The organism is Segatella maculosa DSM 19339 = JCM 15638 (assembly GCF_000382385.1).
Taxonomy (GTDB): Bacteria; Bacteroidota; Bacteroidia; order Bacteroidales; family Bacteroidaceae; genus Prevotella; species Prevotella maculosa.
In genome coordinates this window covers 1-21147 of sequence record NZ_KB908345.1, presented here as the reverse complement: position 1 = coordinate 21147, position 21147 = coordinate 1, and the positions used below count along the sequence as shown (strand labels likewise).

Genomic DNA, 21147 nt, shown 5'->3' with positions numbered 1-21147 from the left:
TTTTATTCAAGATTGAATTACTCCGTACCTGGTATGGTCTGAGTGACGGAGAAGTTGAAGATCAGGTTAACGACCGCCTGTCTTTTAGTCGCTTTGCAGGTCTTGGCATGGAAGATATCGTTCCTGACAGTACTACAGTGTGCCGTTTTCGCAACGTTCTTGTTGAAGCGGATTTGTATGATACGCTTCTTGCGGAGTTTAATCGGCAATTGGAAGCTAAAGGAATCATTGTAAAGCGTGGTGCCATTGTTGATGCCGGCATTACGAATACTCCCCGTCGCCCCCGCGGAGGTAAGAGCTATGAGGTCGTCGAGGATAGAAAAGAGGATGAGCACATGGAGGCTTCGGAGAAAGCCATGCTCAAAGAAGTTGTCAAGCCTAATGTAGATACAGAAGCCCGTTGGGTAAAGAAGATGGGAAAGCTCCACTTCGGTTACAAGCGTCACACGGTAACGGATGAAAACGGAATGGTGCTTGCCGAGGAAACGACAGCTGCCAATGAAAGTGATATGAAACACTTAGAAACACCCCTAAAGAAAACTGAATTGCCACGGAAAGCACTTGTTTATGCCGATAAAGGATATGACTCGATGGAGAACAAAGAAACCCTCAAACGTATGAAACTTAAAAGTCGTATCATGCATAAGGGGACAAGAGGACATGAAATTACTGAAAGGCAGCAGCGTCTCAACGTTGCGATAAGTAAGACACGCTACAAAGTAGAACGTACCTTTGGTTCTATGCATAGATGGTTTGGTGCAGGAATAGCAAGATACAATCTCAGCCACATTATCCGCTAAAATGGGCGGACCGACCGCCGTTTCGCACGCTGCGTGCAGGTATCATTTCTTCTTTCCGAAATTGAAACCTACATAGAAGTTAACACTGCCGAAGACGCTGTTGGTGGAAAATTCCTTTTCATGGTAGTTGTAGGTGTGAAAGACGGCACTCGCGCCGGCAAACCATTTGGCATTGTTGTAAACCAAACCCAAGCGGGCGATGCCGTCGACGGTGAACTTGTTAATACGGAAGATGTTTGCAGACGCTCCCTGCTGCTTCTCTTCTTCGCTGATGGTGTGCAGATAGGCCAAGGAGACCGAAAGCGAAGCACCGAACAGCCAGTCTCGGGCGAACACCCAGTTGTAGCCGTAGCCGCCCATGACGGCATAGTTGTCGTATTTCACCGTTCCGGCAAACGAGTTCATGGCAAGGTCTTCGAATTCGGGCTTGTGCCCCAGATGCGCCGTCACGACATCGCGTAGCGTCTTCCAGTCCATGGAGAGGCGGTGATGCGTGTAGCCGACGCCGAGAATGGGCGATCCGGTACTTCGGATTTGGCGCGTGCTCTGACTGAAGGCCGCAGGATACGAGAATTTCTTGTGGTTGGTGATATAGTAGAGGTTGAAACCGCGTATGTTGGCATGCAATCCGCCGAAGTCCACGCCCCGCAACGGGCTGACGTCAATCTTTGCATCGTCGCCGAGTTCTATCCTGCGGATATGGTAATCGTCTCCGGTTGTGCGATAGAACAGGTCAATGCCGATTTGATTGCTGTAGAGGCTGAGGTCGATTCCTGTGCGTTTGTTGCGGCTGCCCAAGTGGGTCACGTCCAACGTGTAGCCAAGGAATATCCATCTCCATCCGAAGTAAGGGCCGACCTTGTAGCTGGGAGCCGGTGCCAAGTCTACACTTTGCTGGTTGCCGTTGGATATACGGTACATCTCGTAAGTGTTCGTGTTCTGCAGCATGACCGCATAGTTATATTTCTGCGGCTCGATGTAGTTGGTGTCGAGTCGGGAAAAGTCTTTGGCGATGCTGTAGAGCCTATCCAAGAATTTATTGCGCAGATGACGCTCGGCTGCGGAAGCCGATACGAGCAGGCATAAGAGAAGAATTGTGGCAGCTGTTCTAATGTTCATCGTGCAATGTCAGAACTTGCCCAAGATACGGTCCATCACCCAATTGACGGGCGTCGCGCTTACCGAAGTACACGTGCAGGCCCCGAAGCCCTGCAAATCTTCTATCACGGCCTTGATGATGGGCAATTGCACGTAAGGCGGATTGGGCACGACAAGGTCGGTTGCGCCTTCGCTCGTAACAAGTCTGATGGGCTCATAATTGAAGACCGAGAACGACAGCGAGCCTTTGTCGCCGATGATTTCTATGCAATCTTCCTTCGCACTCTGATGCCCCACGAAACACCACGATGCACTTCCCGGAAGTCCGTTCGCGAATAAGAAGCAGGCACTGATTGTGTCTTCGGCCTTATACAAGTGAGCACGGTTGGCACAATAACCGTGAGCACGCGTGATTACGCCAAAAAGCTCCTGCAAGATATCCAGCTGGTGAGGGGCAAGGTCGTAAAAGTAGCCTCCCCCGGCAATGTCCGGTTGCAAGCGCCATGGAAGATTCTCCGTGCTTGCATAGTCCAAATCGCGTGGCGGAACGGAAAAGCGTATCTGGACGTTAGTCACATTACCGATGATATTTTGCGAGAGAATCTCTCTCACCTTTTGGAAATAAGGAAGGTAACGACGATAATAGGCCACGAAGCAAGGCACTCCCGTTTCCTCGCTGATGCGGTTGATACGGGCACAATCTTCATAGCTGGCCGCCAAAGGCTTCTCCACATAGACGGGCTTGCCGGCCTTCATGGCCATGATAGCAAATGTGGCATGGCTCGAGGGCGGAGTTGCTATATAAATAGCATTGATATCCGGGTCGTCGATAAGTTTTTGGGCATCGGTATACCACTTCCGAATGTGATGACGCTCCGCATAGGAACGCGCTTTCTCTTCGCTGCGACTCATCACGGCCTCTACATGCGAGCCCTCAACTTCATTAAAAGCAGGACCCGATTTCTTCTCTGTAACTTCGCCACAGCCGATAAATCCCCAACTAATAAGCTTCATACTATAATGCGAATTTTGTCTACAAAGATAATATTTTTTACTATCTTTGCAAACAAAAAGCAGACACAATATGGATATCAAGAAGTCAGAGTTTGTCATTTCTTCCCCTACCGTTGGAAAATGTCCCACCGACAATAAGCCCGAATATGCTTTCATCGGACGTTCAAACGTCGGGAAATCAAGCCTCATCAATATGCTCTGCAATCACAAAGGATTGGCCAAGACTTCTGCGACTCCGGGTAAGACACTTCTAATCAACCATTTTATCATCAATAATGAATGGTACTTGGTCGACCTTCCGGGATATGGCTTTGCCAAACGTTCAAAAACCGTGCAAAAGAAGTTGGAACAGATGATATCCTCTTACATCTTGCAGCGCAAACAATTGGTCAATGTCTTCGTTCTAATTGACGTGCGCCACGAGCAACAAAAGATTGACCGTGAGTTTGTAGATTGGTTGGGCGAGAGTAATGTTCCTTTTACTATCGTATTTACAAAGGCCGACAAGCTCACCCCCGGCAAAGCCAAGCAAAACGCCGCCCAATGGCTCGACCGACTCAAAGACCGTTGGGAAACGCTTCCACCTTATTATATAACCTCCTCGGAGAAGAAACAGGGACGCGAAGAACTCTTAAACTATATCGAAGAAATCAACAATACATTGTAATCAATGGCACAGACACCCTATCTTGACGTTCAAAACCTCACCAAGCGCTTCGGGGCACATGTTCTTTTCGACAGCATTTCCTTCTCCATTGCCGAGGGACAGAAAGTAGGCTTGGTTGCACAAAACGGAACGGGAAAGTCTACGCTGCTCTCCATTCTCACCGAGAAAGAAGGCAAAGACAGCGGAGAATGCATCTACCGCAACGATCTACGGATAGGCTATTTGGAACAAAACCCTCAGTTCGATAGGAAAGAAAGTGTGCTTGATGCCTGCTTCAACCATGAAGGAAGTCCGGAAAAGATACTGAAAGCCAAGCAGATTTTGACACAACTGAAGATTACCGACCTACAGCAACCCATGGGGCAACTAAGTGGCGGACAACAGAAACGTGTCGCCTTGGCTAACGTCTTGATAACAGAACCCGACTTTATCATCTTAGACGAACCGACGAACCATCTGGATTTGGAAATGATAGAGTGGCTTGAGGGGTATCTGAACCGTGGCAACAAGACGTTACTAATGGTTACACATGATCGTTTCTTCTTAGACAGGGTCTGCAATATCATTCTTGAACTTGACAATAAGACCATCTATACCTATCGCGGAAACTACAGCTATTACCTTGAGAAAAGGCAGGAGCGAATAGACAACACGAGGGCCGAGATTGCACGCGCCAACAATCTCTATCGCAAAGAGCTCGATTGGATGCGGCGCATGCCACAGGCTCGCGGACACAAGGCCCGGTATCGCGAAGAAGCTTTCTATGATTTGGAGGCGAAAGCGAAGCAACGTATCGACGAAAGGCAAGTGCGCTTGAAGGCAAGCAACGTATATATCGGCTCAAAGATATTCGAATGCCAATACGTGAGCAAGGCATGGAGCCCGGAGAATGTCATCCTGAAAGACTTCTATTACAACTTCTCACGCTTCGAGAAGATGGGTATCGTGGGAAATAACGGAACGGGGAAGTCTACCTTCATCAAGATGTTACTGGGATTGGTGAAACCCGACAGTGGAAGGTTTGATATAGGCGAGACCGTGCGCTTCGGCTACTTCTCACAAGAGGGATTACAGTTTAATGAGCAGCAAAAGGTAATCGACGTCATCACGAACATCGCCGACTACATCGACTTAGGTGGCGGCCGCCACATGACGGCGAGCCAATTCCTCCAATACTTCCTGTTCACGCCCGAACAGCAACACAACTATGTCTACAAGCTCAGCGGAGGCGAACGACGCAAACTTTACCTTTGTACGGTCTTGATGAAGAACCCTAATTTCCTTGTCTTAGACGAGCCCACGAACGACCTCGACATTCAAACCTTGCAAGTATTGGAAGAATATTTGCAGGATTTTCCCGGCTGTGTCATCATTGTCAGCCACGACCGCTACTTCATGGATAAAGTCATCGACCATATTTTAGTATTCAAGGGAGAAGGGAACGTTTCAGATTTCCCAGGCAATTACACGCAGTATCGTGAGTGGAGCCGACTGAAATCGAAAGAAGAAACCGAAACCACCAAGCCGAAAGAAACAAAAACAAAGGTCAACTATCACCATGACGACCGCCGAAAGATGACCTTTAAGGAGAAACGGGAGTTCGAACAGCTGGGGCAAGAAATCGAGCAATTGGAAAACGAATGCCAAGCGATTGAAGAAGCCCTGTGTTCCGGCCTCTTATCGGTAGAAGACTTAACAGAGAAAAGCAAACGACTGCCCTTGTTAAAAGCCCAATTAGACGAGAAAAGCATGCGGTGGCTCGAGCTTTCGGAGATATAGAGAGCCCACCCCCAACCCCTCCCGAGGGAGGGGGAAAACCTCACTCCCTGGCCCCCTCTCCCAAGGAGAGGGGGAGAAGCCTCTCCCCCGGCCCCTCCCCGAAGAGGGAGGGGAGTAATATGCAAATAGACCTTGCGAACACTTTAGTTCACAAGGTCTATTTTGTTTATGATGCATTATTCATCATTAGCCCGCAAGCTCGGTCTCCCCCTCCTTTGGAGGGGGTTGGGGGGAGGCTTTCGGGGGGCTTTTGGGTGAGGCTCCCGGGTGTGTATTAAAACGGGGAGGGCACACTGACAAGCGAGTTAATCATAAGGTGAATTTTGATTTTGACTAAATACAGGTAAGTCGTGCGCCCTCCCCAATAACCTCCCCCGGCCCCTCCGAAGGAGGGGAGCACAAACAGCGTGCAAACTAATTCCTCGCAAGCTCGCAGCTCCCCCTCCTTTGGAGGGGGCTGGGGGGAGGCTCTCCTCCCCTCCCTTCGGGAGGGGCTGGGGGTGGGTGTCAGGGGGTGGGTTTGAGGGCTTTAATTCCCGTGCTGCCCTATTCCCCCTTCCTCTTTTTTCTTCTTCTTCTTTTCTTCCTTCCGTTTTGGGTTATCCACCTCCACTTCGATTTTCTTCAGTGCCTGACGGATAGGTTCTTTCCATGACACGACGACGCGAGGCTTTTTGAGCGACTCGGCGCACACGTCTTCCTCCTTAGCCTCCATCTTCGAGGGAATCGTAGTGCGAATGGAAAAGATGTCGCCAAGGTCGAGCGAAGCACCCAATTTAATCACTTCGATAAAGATGTTGCGCAACGTGATGAGCACGTTCCTTACGTCGCCCTCGCTCAGTGAGGTTTCGCGCACGATGCGCTCCACGAGCCATGTGGCTGAAAACTTGTTCGGAGCCTTGGGAACAGCGCCGTAACCTTTCTGACCCTTGCGCGGGCCTACTTTGAGGATAGCCTCAATTACTTTGAAATAAATCATGGTTTTGAAAATTTAGATGATTAAATATGGGGCGCAACCGTCGGGCTACGCCCCGTGAACGATAACTGTTTTTATACTTGTTTTGTACTTATACTTAAAGTCCTCGACATCTTATACTTAAAGTCCTTGACACCTTATACTTAAACATATCGAGGACTTATACTTAGAGTCCTCAAGGACCTTAAATAGGACCTCTACCACGTTCTAAATCCGGCTTTCTCTAAAAAAGGATATACGATCTTAGTCATCGTAACTTAGCCGACAGCTTAATTAATAGATGATGACTGGCCTGATATAGTTTGAACCAGTTCTTGTGTCTGCAGTCCATAACATACGCATATAAGTAAGATTTGGCTCTAAGATGGGAATATTGTAGTGTCCGTCTTCTGTACTCGTCCAATAACGCTTTGTTCCATACCGACAAAGCACATCGCCCCCAACTTGCGTAAATGCAATATCCCATAGGTACCCGTAAATCAGTCGGTTTATATTATAGGCATTCAAGTTGGATATGTCACCAAAGCCTAAAGCACCGACAGCCAGCTTCCATTCGCCATGACTTGGCAGGTGCCAATGCTTGCCGACAATGCTTCCGGTTAGGTTTACTCCCGTAGGCAGTGTAGGCGTGTAATGACCGGCTGCATAGAAAGCGGGATAACGTGACGAATTGGCCTTTATGGTAGTATGGTCGTAAGTTCCGTTCGGATCCCATGTCCATTTATAGCCGTCCATATCGTTAAACATATCGGTGGGAGTGTAGAATACTGTCGTATTGTCGCCGGGTGTTGGCTGCCAACCGGTCGAGCCGTCCCAAGGGATATGGCCATATGGGGAGTCCTTCAAGGCCATGGCTAAATGCCTGCTCTGGCTAAAGACAAGTCCTATAGGTGTCTTCTCGCCACCGCCATAAGTGGTTTCTTGGAAGAAGCCTGTCGTTCCGTCACTCATCAGATAAAGGTAGTTGTACATCAATTTGACGTTTACGAGATAAGAGTGGTTGGCTTCCATAGTAAGTGTGGGGGTAGGCTTCAATACAAGACTTGCACCACTCATGTTCATTTTGTATAGCATGCCACCCGTGAAAGTAAGTTTAAGCTTAGCAACATCTGTGGTAGGCACGAAATACAGGTGTTTATTATTTATGCTGGTATGAGTTGGTGAGATATAGTCCGTTTCGGTACTTGCCGGATAGACAAGCTGTTCCGTCACGGTTGCACCACTCATGGCATTCCAAGTGTTGGCTGAAGCATCATAGACAGAAGATGTCGGTATGGCTGTAGCACTTGTCGAGGTAAGCGTAGCAGCTGTTGAGGCGAGAATGGGCATGTAGCCTGTTAGTTTGATTCGCATGCGTGCCCCGGCATGTCGCATGGTGAAGTTTACCTTTTGTGTTTTGGGCATCGCCGTGATATTTACATTCTCAGTACGGCCGATAAGCGCCGTTTCTGCATCAGCACGAGTTACGGTAAGTTGATTGCCATTGCGCGACACCTTGCTATTGAAGAGCACGAAGTCATACGTTCCGGGATCTAAATCAATGCCTTTATTGCCCGAATATTGAAATACGCTACCTGTAACCGTACCCGTCACTTCACCTTTGAAGGCATGGGTAGCGTGGTCGTATGCCAACATAGTATAGGTGTCGTTGGGCAAAGCCCGGGTTGCCTCTTTTCTCGAAATTGTGGTCTTGGCTGTATCTTTTTGCATTGTTACAATAGCAAGCACACCGTTTCCTAAATCTACGGTTTCTTGCTTTTTCACAGATTCCTGCTGAACAGCACGTGTCCCATCTATTTCTTGCTCATCGTTATAGTCACTGAAACTAAGACGGAACTCTATATCTTTGGTAATATCTACTTTCCCATCAGTTCTGTTTTCTTTATCTTCATTACTGCAAGCTACAGTGAATGAAAGTAAGATGCCGTATAGCAATACTGTTAAAAGTGTTTTCTGTTTCATTGCTTTTATTTCTTTTTTAGTTCACCACTCATTATTTTCATCTTCATTATCCCATAATCCACTCTGTTTTGCTGGTGCTACATTACTGTTATCACCGAAAAACAAGGAACCACCTTCATTGCTTTCATCGTTTCCCCAATTATCTGTTCCCGAACCGTTCCCAGCATTTGGTTGCACCGATGCACAAATGATGGCTGCATTTTCTGCTCTGATAATCTCACATTGTGGTGAGATGTAAAAATGTTTTTTCTTCATAATCTCTAATTTATAGGGTGAATATATTTGTTGTCTGCATGTAGGGACGCACGGTTCGTGCGTCCGATCCAATGATCCGTTAACTGCCAACTCGTTAACTCGTCCACTTGTTTACTTATCAACCGAATTGAGCGGACGCACGAGCCGTGCGTCCCTACAACGTGTTGCGGTTTGCTTGAATGGGCTATTAACCCATCTACTTGATGCCTTATTTCGTTCATTTTTTGCTCATAAAGGGACACGAAAATGCGAACAAAGGGAACTCCGAAAAGCCCTTTGTTTATTGGGGTTACGCGTGCTTCGCGCGCGCGTACGTGAAGACGTTTAAACGCCAGGTGCGCTAAGTGTGTGTGTGTGTGTGTGTGTGTGTTAGCAAATTATTTGGATTAACCAAATAATAAGCGTTAAAAGATGCAGAGAAATCAAAGTTTCTTTGCATCGGCATTACACCTTTTATATATATGCGATATGTCACACTGTTTTGTTTCACGGCGACAAAGGTAAGACAAAATTTCGAAACAGGCAAGGAATATTCAAATATTTATTTGTAAATTTGCACGCAAAATAGAAACAAAACGATAGCTATAATGGAACTTGCAAGTAAGTATGACCCACAAGCCGTGGAGTCGAAATGGTATGAATACTGGCTCAACAATAAACTCTTCAGTAGTAAACCCGATGGCCGCGAACCTTATACGGTGGTCATTCCGCCGCCAAACGTAACAGGTGTGCTCCACATGGGCCACATGCTGAACAATACGATTCAGGATATTCTCGTTCGCCGCGCCCGTATGGAAGGCAAAAATGCCTGCTGGGTGCCGGGAACCGACCATGCAAGTATCGCCACAGAGGCTAAAGTGGTGGGCAAGTTGGCCGAACAAGGCATCAAAAAGACCGACCTCAGCCGCGATGAGTTCCTGAAACACGCTTGGGACTGGACGCACGAACACGGTGGCATCATATTGAAGCAACTCCGCAGGCTGGGTTGTTCATGTGATTGGGACCGCACTGCGTTCACCATGGACGAGATACGGAGCAAAGGTGTCATCAAAGTGTTCTGTGATCTCTATGAGAAAGGACTCATCTATCGCGGTGTACGTATGGTAAACTGGGACCCTCAGGCACAGACGGCACTCTCTGATGAAGAGGTGGTTTATAAAGAAGAGCATTCAAAGCTCTATTATCTGAAGTATCGTGTCGTGGAAACCGACTGCAAGCAAGTGGAAGAAGGCAACATCATGCACAAGGACGACAAAGGATTTTATGCAGTCGTGGCAACCACACGCCCGGAAACCATCATGGGCGACACGGCCATGTGCATCAATCCCAAAGATGTGAAGAACACATGGCTCAAAGGCAAGCATGTCATCGTGCCACTTGTAGGCCGTGAAATTCCTGTCATTGAAGACGACTACGTGGATATACAGTTTGGTACAGGCTGTCTGAAAGTGACACCGGCACACGATATCAACGACCATGCTCTCGGTCTGAAGCACAGTTTACAGACCATCGACATCTTCAATGATAACGGCACCATCAGTGAGGCTGCCGGAATATATGTCGGACAGGACCGTATGACGGTGCGCAAGCAGATTGCCAAGGACTTGGAGACAGCCGGATTGATGGAGAAGACGGAAGACTACGACAATAAGGTGGGCTTCTCTGAGCGTACCAACGTACCTATCGAGCCGAAACTCTCTACACAATGGTTCCTCAAAATGCAGCATTTCGCTGATATAGCACTCGACCCTGTGATGACTGACGAGATTGAATTCTATCCTAAGAAATACAAGAACACCTATCGCCATTGGTTAGAGAATATCAAGGATTGGTGCATCTCGCGACAGTTGTGGTGGGGACATCGTATTCCGGCCTATTACTTCACGGTCGATGGTAAGCGTGACTTTGTTGTAGCCGAAACCATGGAGCAGGCTTTAGTCAAGGCTAAGGAGAAAGATGCCAAGCTGACCGCTAAAGACTTGGAGCAGGAAAGCGACTGCCTCGACACGTGGTTCTCTTCGTGGCTGTGGCCTATCTCCGTGTTCGATGGCGTAAACCATCCGAATAACGATGAAATCAATTACTATTATCCGACGTCCGACCTTGTGACGGGGCCTGATATCATCTTCTTTTGGGTGGCTCGCATGATTATGGCCGGCTACGAGTATCGCAAGACCTACCCGTTCAAGCATGTCTATTTCACGGGGATTGTTCGCGACAAGTTAGGCCGTAAGATGAGCAAAAGCCTTGGAAACTCTCCCGACCCGCTCATGCTCATTGATAAATATGGTGCTGATGGCGTGCGTATGGGAATGATGCTCAGTGCACCGGCAGGCAATGATATTCTCTTTGATGAAACGCTTTGTGAGCAAGGTCGTAATTTCAATAACAAGATTTGGAATGCCTTCCGGTTAGTGAAGGGTTGGCAGGCTGCCGAGATCGAACAACCTACATGCAATAAGCTGGCTATAGAATGGTTCAATGCCAAACTCAAGGAAATAAATGAAGATTTGCAGGAGCAGTTCAAGCAGTATCGCATATCAGAAGCACTGATGACAGTTTATAAACTGTTCTGGGACGAATTTTCAAGCTGGTACTTGGAAATGATCAAACCGGCCTACGTCAACGGTGAGGCACAGCCTATCGACCGGAAGACCTACGACGCAACGATTGGCTTCTTCGACAATCTGCTCAAGATGCTGCACCCCTTCATGCCGTTCATTACCGAGGAACTGTGGCAACACATCGCTGAACGCCAAGCAGGTGAGAGCATCATGAAAGCAACGTTGCAGCTTGACGCCCCAACGGCAGAAGAGTTGCAGCGCATCGAAGCAGTGGAAACCGTGAAGCAGATTGTCGGTGGCGTGCGCATGATACGTAATCAAAAGAACATTGCGCCCAAAGAGCAACTTTCCCTTTTGGCTATTGGCGAAAACAAAATGGCAGCCTACAACAGCATCATCATGAAGATGGCCAACCTCAAAGCCTTTGATGTTGCGACAGACAAGGGCAGCGATGTCAGCAGCTTCATGGTCGGCACCGACGAATATGCCGTGCCGGTGGGCGACCTCATCGATGTAGCTTCCGAAATAGCAAAGGCAGAGAAAGAACTGCAGCACTTGGAAGGTTTCCTTGCAGGCATTCGCAAGAAACTCGGCAACGAGAACTTCGTAGCACACGCCCCCGAGGCCGTCATTGTCCGTGAACGTAAGAAAAAGAGCGACTCCGTTGAGAAGATTGCCGCCTTGAAGCAAACCATCGGAGAGTTGAAGAAGAAAAAGGTATGATAATGAACGAACATTCAATAAAATGGAAACGAGCTATGAAGTGCATCGCTTGTGCTTTTGCATTCATGCTCACACTTACTTCATGTCATGACGACCCGCCTGTTCCCATCGACACCTATGAACCAACCACGCAGACGCTGTTCGTTTATATGCCATGGACTGGTTCGGCAGCTTCCTCAAGCGGTGCCTTAACCGAATACTTCGACAAGAACATTGACAGCATGCGCCGGGCCATTAACGTGGGGAAAGGTGTAAAAGGTACGGATATTATCGTGTTCAAAGCCAACAATCAAAGTCAAAGTGTCATCTTCCGCATGAAGTATAACACGACACGGCAACGCTGTGAGTTCGACACCCTGAAGGCAAATGCAGGATACGTTTCCGTCTCTGAGGCCAATCTCGAGAGCCTGCTGAACCTTATCACTTCCTACAGCAACACCGGCAAGTACCGTTTGCTCATCGGCAGCCATGGAAGCGGCTGGACACTGAAAGGAAGCGATGCCACAATGCCGCGAGATGGCAGCCGGTCTTTTGGCGGGTCGGGGCAGCAATATCAATATGACATCAGCGAACTGAAAGAAGCGATAGCCCGTTCGGCCATGAAGAAAGTGGAATATATCTGTTTCGACGATTGCTACATGGCCAACGTAGAGACAGCCTATGCATTAAAAGACGTGACGGATTACCTTATTGCCTCGACGAGCGAAGTCATGGCAGACGGAATGCCTTATCAATTGGTCTTTGGCCACATGATAGGGCAGACTGATTACCGGAAATGGCTTGATGGTTTCTATCAGTATTACATGAAGACCAGTTATCCCTACGGAGCTTTTTCGGCCATTCGCTGCGGGAAATACATTGAGGACATGGCTGCTGCGATGCGGGCTATCAATCAAACCTACACGTTCAACACGGCGAAGCTGAATGCCGTGCAATATCTCGACGGCTACGACAACCATGTGTTCTTCGACTTAGGCGCTTATGTCGAACAGCTCGGCGTCCTTCCCCCATTGCTTACGGACTTCAATAACGCCTTACAGGCACTGGTGGTCCATAAGGTTTCCACACCTTATATATATACCATGTTCAGCAATGCGTACAGGCCGGGAGACACGAAGTATCCGGACAACACGTTCAAGGTTGACAAATTCTGCGGCGTCACCATCAGCGACCCCACACGAAACGCTACGGTGTTTGATGCCAAACAGCAGACGGCTTGGTGGAAAGCCACCCATTAAGTCCATGTTTCAGGCACACCGCGCAGTATGCTTCCGCACCCTGCAAACACGTTCCTTTCTACCCAGCTGCTGGGTAGCGTTGTACCCAGCGAATACATCCTCCTCTACCCAGCTGCTGGGTAGGAGCCAACCCAGCAGCTGGGTACGATGATACCCAACCGCTGGGTAGAATGCGGCCTGTTCGCTGGGTTGAAAAACGCCTGTAAAAGGGGGATGGAAAGAGAGGATTTTAATGGTCTTTGGTTCTATATTAAGAAAGGATTAAACGCAAAGGCTTTCCACATAGCAGGCGGCCATTTCGGCACAACGCTCACCATCGATGCCTGCGGAAACGATGCCACCGGCATAGCCCGCACCCTCGCCACAGGGGAACAGCCCCTGCAGGCGAACATGTTGAAGGGTCTCTCGGTCTCTGATGATTCGCACGGGACTCGACGTCCTCGACTCGGTTGCTATCATCACAGCCTCGTTTGTCAGGAAACCATGTGCCTGCTTTCCAAAAGTTTTAAAACCTTCCTGCAAACGTTGGCTCACAAAGTCGGGCAACCAGAAGTGAAGCGGACTACTGATGAGTCCCGGTGCATAGGAACTCTTGGGAAGATCGTAGCTCAAGCGGCTGTTCACGAAGTCGGCCATTCGCTGTGCAGGGGCCGTCTGCTTCATATTCCCCTGCTGCCAACACGTTTTCTCCAGCTGCTCTTGGAAGCGCATCACGCTCAAGGCATCTTCCTGCTCGCCCGTCATCTTCACGCAGTCCTCGGGATGCACCTCAACGACCATGCCACTGTTGCTCCATGCTGTGCCGCGGTTGCTCGGACTCATACCGTTGACCACGATTTGCGCTTTGCCGGTGGCAGCGGGAATAACAAAGCCGCCCGGACACATGCAGAAACTGTACACGCCACGGCCGTTCACCTGCGTAACGAAAGCATATTCTGCGGCCGGGAGATATGCTCCGCGGCCGTTCTTGTTGTGATATTGTATCTGGTCAATCAACGCACTGGGGTGTTCCAACCGCACACCTACGGCAATGCCCTTGGCTTCGATTTCAATCTGCGCTTCGTTCAAATAGCGGTAGACGTCGCGTGCACTGTGCCCCGTGGCCAATATCACCGGACCACGAAACTCCGACACCTTGTTTGTTTCCAAATCAACCGCTTCGACGCCTTTAACCTCATTGCCTTGGATAAGCAGACGGGTCATCTTTGTCAGGAAGTGCACCTCGCCGCCACACCGGAGAATCGTGTTGCGCATGTTCTCAATGACGCGCGGAAGCTTGTCGGTGCCGATATGCGGGTGGGCATCGGCCAAGATCGAAGTTGATGCACCGTGTTGGCAGAAGACATTCAGGATTTTATCAACGTTTCCCCGCTTCTTGCTCCGGGTGTATAATTTGCCATCACTGTAGGCACCGGCACCGCCCTCGCCAAAGCTGTAGTTGCTGCCCTCGTCCACCTTCTGCGTCTTGGCAATCAATGCCAAGTCTTTCTTGCGTTCGCGTACGTTCTTCCCTCGCTCAAGCACAATCGGGCGCAACCCTTTTTCTATCAGCCTGAGGGCAGCGAAAAGGCCGGCCGGCCCCTCCCCCACGACAACGACCGGCCTTCCGTTTTCCACATGAGGGTATTCCGTGCTGACATATTGCTCGTCCTGCGGGAACTCATTGATGTACGCCCGCACTTTCAGATTGACGAATATCTGTCGCTGCCGGGCATCAATACTCTTTCTCAATACCCTTATCTGATTGATTGTCCGAACGTCAAGGCCCTTGTCCTTGGCAATATAAAGCTTTATATTTTCTTCCGTATAAGCTACTTGAGGCTCCACACGGATTTGGTATTCCTGTATCATGTTGCAAAGTTACCCAAAAATGATGATAAGGAGAAAAATATCTATGGTTTTGTTGGTAAGAATGATAAAACTTTGTATTTTTGCACCTAAATTCGTTTAAACCGTAAGTACGACAACATTATTTCATTATTGTTTGCTACTTTTTGTATGGTCAGCAAAGGAGCGTGATTCGTGTTATAAGTATTTTGGTCCGACGGATTCAATAGCGAAAAGCCACTGTTGTCAAGTGGTCGCACAAACATAAAAACCAAATAAATGAAAGTATTGAAATTCGGCGGAACGTCTGTTGGTTCCGTAAAAAGCATTCTCAGCTTAAAGAAAATTGTAGAGAAAGAGGCAAAGAACGAGACTGTTATCGTTGTTGTCAGTGCCCTCGGAGGCATCACCGACAAACTCATCGCCACATCTCATTTAGCACTCAAACATGATGATAATTGGAAGGTCGAATTCAATGCAATGGTCGACCGTCATCACAAGATGATAGATACCATTATCACCGACACTAAGAAACGCGAAGATTTATTCAACACGGTTGATGCGCTTTTCGAACAACTGAAGAGTATCTATTTCGGTGTTTATCTTATTCATGATTTAAGCGAGAAGACCGAAAATGCCATTGTCAGCTATGGCGAACAACTTTCAAGCGTCATCGTGGCTGCACTTATCAAAGGAGCGAAATGGTTTGATAGCCGCGATTTCATCAAGACAGAGCGAAAGCACAATAAGAACACATTAGACGGCGAACTGACAAGCAAACTCGTAAAAAAGACATTCAACGACCTTCCTCATATATCACTCGTACCGGGCTTCATCAGCAGGGATAGGGATACAGATGAGACGACGAACCTCGGACGTGGCGGAAGTGATTATACGGCTGCCATCATCGCAGCAGCACTCAATGCAGACGTACTTGAGATATGGACAGATGTAGATGGTTTTATGACGGCAGACCCACGGGTCATCAAGACCGCCTATACTATTAATGAGCTGAGTTATATTGAGGCGATGGAGCTTTGTAATTTCGGAGCAAAGGTTATCTATCCTCCGACCATATACCCGGTGTGCGTGAAGAATATCCCTATCAAGGTTAAAAACACCTTTAATCCGGATAGCCCCGGCACCATCATCAAGAACAAGATAGAAGATGATCAGAAACCAATTAAGGGTATCAGCTCTATCAACGGTACTGCACTCATCACGGTGACCGGCCTGTCGATGGTCGGTGTTATTGGTGTGAATCGTCGTATCTTTACAGCTCTTGCAGCTGAAGGTATCAGCGTCTTCATGGTTTCGCAAGCCTCTTCAGAGAACTCAACGAGTATCGGTGTCAGAGAGGAAGATGCCAATGAAGCTGTCAATGTATTGAACGAAGAGTTCTCTGCCGAGATAGCAGACGGCGCCATGTTCCCAATGCACACAGAAAAAGGATTGTCCACCGTAGCCATTGTGGGTGAGAACATGAAGCATACGGCTGGTATAGCAGGGAAACTCTTCGGAACCTTGGGGCGGAGTGGTGTCAGTATCATTGCTTGTGCGCAAGGGGCCAGTGAAACAAACATATCCTTTGTTGTCAAGAGCGAACTGCTGCGCAAGTCGCTTAATGTGCTTCATGATTCCTTCTTCCTTTCAGAATACAAAGTGCTTAATCTCTTTGTTTGTGGCGTTGGAACTGTGGGGGGAAAACTAATTGAGCAAATTCGCAACCAATATGAAGAATTAAAGGAACGCAACCAACTTAAACTAAACGTTGTCGGGATTGCAAGTTCAAAGAATGCTATCTTCAATCGTGACGGGCTTGACTTGACAAACTATCATGACACACTGAAAACGTCTGAACCGAGCACACCTGAGAAACTGCGCGATAAGATTATCGAAATGAACATCTTCAACAGTGTCTTTGTAGACTGCACGGCAAGCAAAGACATTGCGGCTCTTTATCAAAGCCTTCTTGAAAACAATATCAGTGTGATAACGGCCAATAAGATTGCTGCAAGCGGAGAATACGACAAGTATGCGAAGCTCAAGAAGACCGCTCTTCGCCGCGGTGTGAAATTCAGATTCGAGACCAACGTCGGCGCAGGTCTTCCGATTATAGGCACGATCAACGACCTTCGGAATTCAGGTGACAAGATTCTGAAGATAGAAGCCGTATTGAGCGGAACACTCAATTTCATCTTCAACGAAATAAGTTCGGACGTTCCATTCTCCGAAGCTGTGCGCCGTGCAAAAGAACAAGGATACAGCGAACCCGACCCGCGCATCGACCTAAGCGGAACCGATGTTGTCCGCAAATTGGTTATCCTTGCCCGTGAGGCCGGCTATCGGGTAGAACAAACCGATGTCGAGAAGCACCTCTTTGTTCCTCACGCCTACTTTGAAGGAAGCGTAGAAGACTTTTGGAAACATCTGCCTGAACTGGATGCCGATTTTGAAAGTAAACGGAAGGCGTTGGAGAAAGATGAGAAACGATGGCGTTTTGTAGCGACCCTCGATGGAGACAACACCTCGGTGGAACTCAAGGCCATTGACCGCAACCACCCTTTCTATAATCTTGAGGGAAGCAACAACATCGTGTTACTCACGACCGAACGCTACAAGGAATACCCCATGCAAATACAAGGCTATGGTGCCGGAGCAAGTGTAACGGCAGCAGGAGTCTTTGCCAATATCATGTCTATTGCAAACATTTAATCGACTATGAAGCATATCATTATCTTAGGTGATGGCATGGCAGACCATGCTGTAGAACGACTGGGTGGAAAGACACTCCTGCAATATGCCGACACCCCCTATATGAATCTTTTGGCCAAACAGGGAAAGAACGGCCGGCTGAATACCATTCCCGACGGATTTCTCCCTGGTTCGGAAGTAGCTAACACGGCTATTCTCGGTTATGATCTTAATAAGGTCTATGAAGGGCGCGGCCCTTTGGAAGCGGCTTCCATCGGATATGAGATGCAACCCAACGACATGGCTATCCGATGCAATATCGTTGAACTTAGCAACGGTCTCATCAAAAATCATCACGGAGGTCATCTGACCACCGAAGAAGGCGATGTGCTTATTAAGTATTTGGACAAAGAGTTGGGAAACGATCGGGTGAAGTTCATCACCGGCATACAATACCGCCATTTGCTCGTTATAAAGGGAGGCAACAAGCACATCGTATGTGCTCCCCCCCATGACCATCCTAATGAAGCATGGGAACCGCTGCTCGTAAGACCTGAAGAAGGGTATACAGAGACCGACGACAGACGAATGAGTCCGCAAGCCACAGCCGATCTCATCAATACCTTGATCCGAAAGAGTCAAGTGCTGTTGGCCGACCATCCTTTCAACCAAGGAAGGGCTGAAAAGGCAAACAGTATTTGGCCTTGGAGTGGAGGCTATCGCCCTTCCATGAAGACACTGATGCAGCTTTATCCCGATATCAAAAGTGGAAGTGTTATCTCGGCTGTTGACCTGATACGCGGCATCGGCCATTATGCCGGACTCGAAGTCATAAAGGTGAAAGGAGCCACGGGCTTGGCAGACACCAACTATGAGGGAAAGGCCGAAGCAGCCCTCAATGCACTGCGCAAACAAGATTTCGTTTTCCTGCATATCGAAGCAAGCGACGAGGCCGGACATGACGGTGATTTAGACCTAAAGCTAGAAACCATACGCCATCTTGACACACGCATTGTAAAGCCCATCTACGAAACGGTGAGCCAATGGGACGAGCCTGTTTGCATTGCCTTGCTTCCCGACCATCCCACGCCCGTAGAACGACGCATCCACGTCAAGGAGCCTGTGCCGTTCTCAATATGGCATCGTGGTATCCAGCCCGATGAAGTAAAGACCTACGACGAGGTGAGCTGTGTAAATGGTGAATACGGTCTGCTTTCACTCAACCAATTTATGGAAACTTTCATGAACATCAAATGAGCCAATGAACTATTACAGCACAAACCACAAAGCCCCGACGGCAACGCTCGAAGAAGCTGTCATCAAAGGGCTTGCTCCCGACCGCGGGCTCTATATGCCGGAAGAAATCAAGCCACTGCCGGCATCTTTCTTCAATCATATCAACACGCTCAGCTTTCAAGAGATTGCCTTTGAAGTGGCAACGTGCTTCTTTGGCGACGATATTGAAGCTGACGACTTAAAGAATATTGTCTGCGACACGCTGTCTTTTGATATTCCCATCGTCAACATCGAGAATAACATCTATTCATTAGAACTCTTCCACGGTCCTACGCTTGCCTTCAAAGACGTAGGTGCACGCTTTATGGCTCGACTGCTCAGGTATTTCATTCGAAAAGAGAGCCGTGGGCAAGTTAACGTGCTTGTGGCGACAAGCGGCGACACCGGCTCAGCCGTGGCAAACGGTTTCCTCGGCGTCGACGGCATTCATGTCTACGTGCTCTATCCAAAAGGCAAAGTGAGCCCGATACAAGAAAGCCAGTTCACCACCTTGGGCCGGAACATTACAGCATTGGAAGTAGACGGTGTATTCGATGACTGCCAAACCTTGGTCAAGCAAGCGTTCATGGACGAGGAACTCAATCGCCAAATGTGCCTCACTTCGGCCAACAGCATCAATGTGGCGCGTTTCCTGCCACAGGCCTTTTATTACTTTTATGCCTATGCCCAACTCAAAAGACAAGGAAAAGCAGACAACGTTGTCGTATGCGTTCCTAGCGGTAACTTCGGTAACCTTTGCGCCGGTCTTTTTGCTCACAGAATGGGACTTAATGTCAAGCGGTTCATCGCGGCCAACAATGCCAATGATGTCTTTTATCAATATCTCAAAACCGGAACATACACACCGCAATCAAGCAAACAGACCTTGGCCAACGCCATGGACGTAGGTGCCCCTTCGAACTTTGCCCGCATTGCGGCCCTCTTCAACGGTAATCATGGGGCCATCAAGGCCGTCATCGGCGGAGCGACTTATTCCGACGCCATGATTCGCGAGAGCATGAAAGGTTGCTACACTGCCACGGGCTATATCCTCGACCCTCACGGTGCTTGCGGTTATCGCGCACTGAAGGAGCAACTGCAATACGGAGAGACAGGTATCTTTCTCGAAACGGCTCACCCTGCCAAGTTCAAAGAGACGGTTGACGACGCACTACACATCAATCTGCCTATCCCCGACAGGTTGGTAGCTTTCATGCAGAACGAAAAACAAAGCGTTCCGATGCGCAACGACTTCCATGTATTCAAGCAGTTTTTGTTGAGCAGATAGTACGTGGCAAGTACTTCCAACAAACCGAGTGCTCTGCAAAACCATCACCCACAGACTTGTTCATATCAAAAATAGTCAGTACTTTTTCTTCACCTCGTCGGCCGCAACCTGCACGTCAGCCGCACGGCGATGCTTGCCACCCACACTGTGAATTACTGGGCGCGATACGACTCGTCGCGAACAGTGTCAAGCTGCCGTATCTCTGTGATATTTTTTATTTTCGTTGTCATCTTCCATGGAAGACGAATATTTTTTGTTTCTTTTTTTAATGTCTTCCATGGAAGAAAAGGGTTATTTCTTACTTTTATTGTCATCTTCCATGGAGGAAAAGAGGTGATTGTTAAAAAATCCTTTGTCTTCCATGGAAGACGAATGTTCTTTTTACATTTTTTTGTTTCTTCCATGGAAGAAAATGTTTTCCGTTAAAATATCCTTCGTCTTCCATGGAAGACGAGCATCTTTTTTACATTTTTTTATTTCTTCCATGGAAGACGGGCGTTTTTTCTCTGTTCAACCTCTTTCCACCATGGTGGAAGCCCCGCGCCCCTTTGGTTTCCTTATTTCGGTGGGGCGCAGGAGCAGTGATTATTTCTTCTTCTTCTCCGTCATCGGGCCGCTGTAGCAGAGGGTGAGGGAATGCTCCTTGCCGTCTTTTCCTATCACGAGTCGAGACCTCTGCAAAACTCTTCCTACAATTTGTCTTTCTTAAATATTTTTGTACCTTTATCGTATGAAACAGAAGTTATCCTCTCCAAGTTTTGCTGACCTGTTCCTTGGACAGAGAAAGGTCAAGCAGACATTCTTTTCACAAATAAACACAGTCATTGATTGGGCACCTATTCGTGCTATAATAGAAGTGGCTTATACGAAAGGCTATAAGTCTACAGGCCGGCCCAGCTATGACAGTCTTGTTTTATTCAAGATTGAATTACTCCGTACCTGGTATGGTCTGAGTGACGGAGAAGTTGAAGATCAGGTTAACGACCG

16 protein-coding genes and 1 pseudogene are annotated in these 21147 nt (G+C 48.2%); 10 read left to right on the top strand and 7 right to left on the bottom strand.

Annotation, left to right across the window (positions count from 1 at the left end; translation table 11 throughout):
• Positions 1-776 (top strand): annotated as a pseudogene (locus H164_RS14735) (IS5 family transposase); the annotation flags it as partial.
• Between the two features lie 66 nt (positions 777-842).
• On the opposite strand, the gene H164_RS0113090 reads toward H164_RS14735, so the two are convergent.
• Together H164_RS0113090 and H164_RS0113085 are read right to left on the bottom strand one after the other, a co-directional pair.
• Positions 843-1919, bottom strand: a complete 1077-nt coding sequence (locus H164_RS0113090; protein ID WP_019969044.1) for a DUF4421 domain-containing protein — start codon at positions 1917-1919, stop codon at positions 843-845.
• A 9-nt stretch (positions 1920-1928) separates the two neighbouring features.
• Positions 1929-2912: a Gfo/Idh/MocA family protein gene (locus H164_RS0113085; RefSeq protein WP_008566623.1), complete on the bottom strand. Its 984-nt coding sequence runs from the start codon at positions 2910-2912 to the stop codon at positions 1929-1931.
• A gap of 70 nt (positions 2913-2982) precedes the next feature.
• Here H164_RS0113085 and yihA point away from each other — a divergent pair, with 70 nt between their 5' ends.
• Together yihA and H164_RS0113075 are read left to right on the top strand one after the other, a co-directional pair.
• Positions 2983-3579, top strand: a complete 597-nt coding sequence (gene yihA / locus H164_RS0113080; protein WP_019969043.1) for a ribosome biogenesis GTP-binding protein YihA/YsxC — start codon at positions 2983-2985, stop codon at positions 3577-3579.
• Positions 3580-3582: 3 nt separating this feature from the next.
• Positions 3583-5358, top strand: coding sequence for an ABC-F family ATP-binding cassette domain-containing protein (locus H164_RS0113075; protein ID WP_019969042.1), 1776 nt, complete (start codon positions 3583-3585; stop codon positions 5356-5358).
• 529 nt (positions 5359-5887) lie between these two features.
• Here H164_RS0113075 and H164_RS0113070 read toward each other — a convergent pair.
• The 4 genes from H164_RS0113070 to H164_RS15625 form a co-directional block, all read right to left on the bottom strand.
• Complete coding sequence (locus H164_RS0113070) at positions 5888-6337, bottom strand: HU family DNA-binding protein (protein ID WP_019969041.1); 450 nt, start codon at positions 6335-6337, stop codon at positions 5888-5890.
• Positions 6338-6607: 270 nt separating this feature from the next.
• Positions 6608-8296 (bottom strand): hypothetical protein, encoded by a 1689-nt coding sequence (locus H164_RS14730; RefSeq protein WP_019969040.1) that lies wholly within the window; start codon positions 8294-8296, stop codon positions 6608-6610.
• 21 nt (positions 8297-8317) lie between these two features.
• Positions 8318-8551 (bottom strand): hypothetical protein, encoded by a 234-nt coding sequence (locus H164_RS0113060; RefSeq protein WP_019969039.1) that lies wholly within the window; start codon positions 8549-8551, stop codon positions 8318-8320.
• Between the two features lie 5 nt (positions 8552-8556).
• Positions 8557-8772 (bottom strand): hypothetical protein, encoded by a 216-nt coding sequence (locus H164_RS15625; protein WP_211214770.1) that lies wholly within the window; start codon positions 8770-8772, stop codon positions 8557-8559.
• A 366-nt stretch (positions 8773-9138) separates the two neighbouring features.
• Here H164_RS15625 and H164_RS0113055 point away from each other — a divergent pair, with 366 nt between their 5' ends.
• Positions 9139-11838 carry a valine--tRNA ligase gene (locus tag H164_RS0113055; RefSeq protein ID WP_019969038.1) on the top strand — a complete coding sequence of 900 codons (2700 nt, stop codon included), beginning with the start codon at positions 9139-9141 and terminating at the stop codon, positions 11836-11838.
• Between the two features lie 2 nt (positions 11839-11840).
• Positions 11841-13076 carry a clostripain-related cysteine peptidase gene (locus H164_RS0113050; protein ID WP_238315356.1) on the top strand — a complete coding sequence of 412 codons (1236 nt, stop codon included), beginning with the start codon at positions 11841-11843 and terminating at the stop codon, positions 13074-13076.
• A gap of 261 nt (positions 13077-13337) precedes the next feature.
• On the opposite strand, the gene H164_RS0113045 is transcribed toward H164_RS0113050, so the two are convergent.
• Positions 13338-14927, bottom strand: coding sequence for an NAD(P)/FAD-dependent oxidoreductase (locus H164_RS0113045; protein WP_019969036.1), 1590 nt, complete (start codon positions 14925-14927; stop codon positions 13338-13340).
• 255 nt (positions 14928-15182) lie between these two features.
• Here H164_RS0113045 and thrA point away from each other — a divergent pair, with 255 nt between their 5' ends.
• The 5 genes from thrA to H164_RS0113015 all read left to right on the top strand — a co-directional run.
• On the top strand, positions 15183-17618 hold the full coding sequence (gene thrA, locus H164_RS0113040) for a bifunctional aspartate kinase/homoserine dehydrogenase I (protein WP_019969035.1): 2436 nt from the start codon (positions 15183-15185) through the stop codon (positions 17616-17618).
• Between the two features lie 6 nt (positions 17619-17624).
• On the top strand, positions 17625-18854 hold the full coding sequence (locus H164_RS0113035; RefSeq protein WP_019969034.1) for a cofactor-independent phosphoglycerate mutase: 1230 nt from the start codon (positions 17625-17627) through the stop codon (positions 18852-18854).
• A 4-nt stretch (positions 18855-18858) separates the two neighbouring features.
• On the top strand, positions 18859-20160 hold the full coding sequence (gene thrC / locus H164_RS0113030; RefSeq protein WP_019969033.1) for a threonine synthase: 1302 nt from the start codon (positions 18859-18861) through the stop codon (positions 20158-20160).
• A 361-nt stretch (positions 20161-20521) separates the two neighbouring features.
• On the top strand, positions 20522-20782 hold the full coding sequence (locus tag H164_RS15620) for a hypothetical protein (RefSeq protein ID WP_154652162.1): 261 nt from the start codon (positions 20522-20524) through the stop codon (positions 20780-20782).
• A 108-nt stretch (positions 20783-20890) separates the two neighbouring features.
• Positions 20891-21147: transposase (locus tag H164_RS0113015; RefSeq protein ID WP_019969030.1), on the top strand; the 257-nt coding region annotated here is incomplete at its 3' end.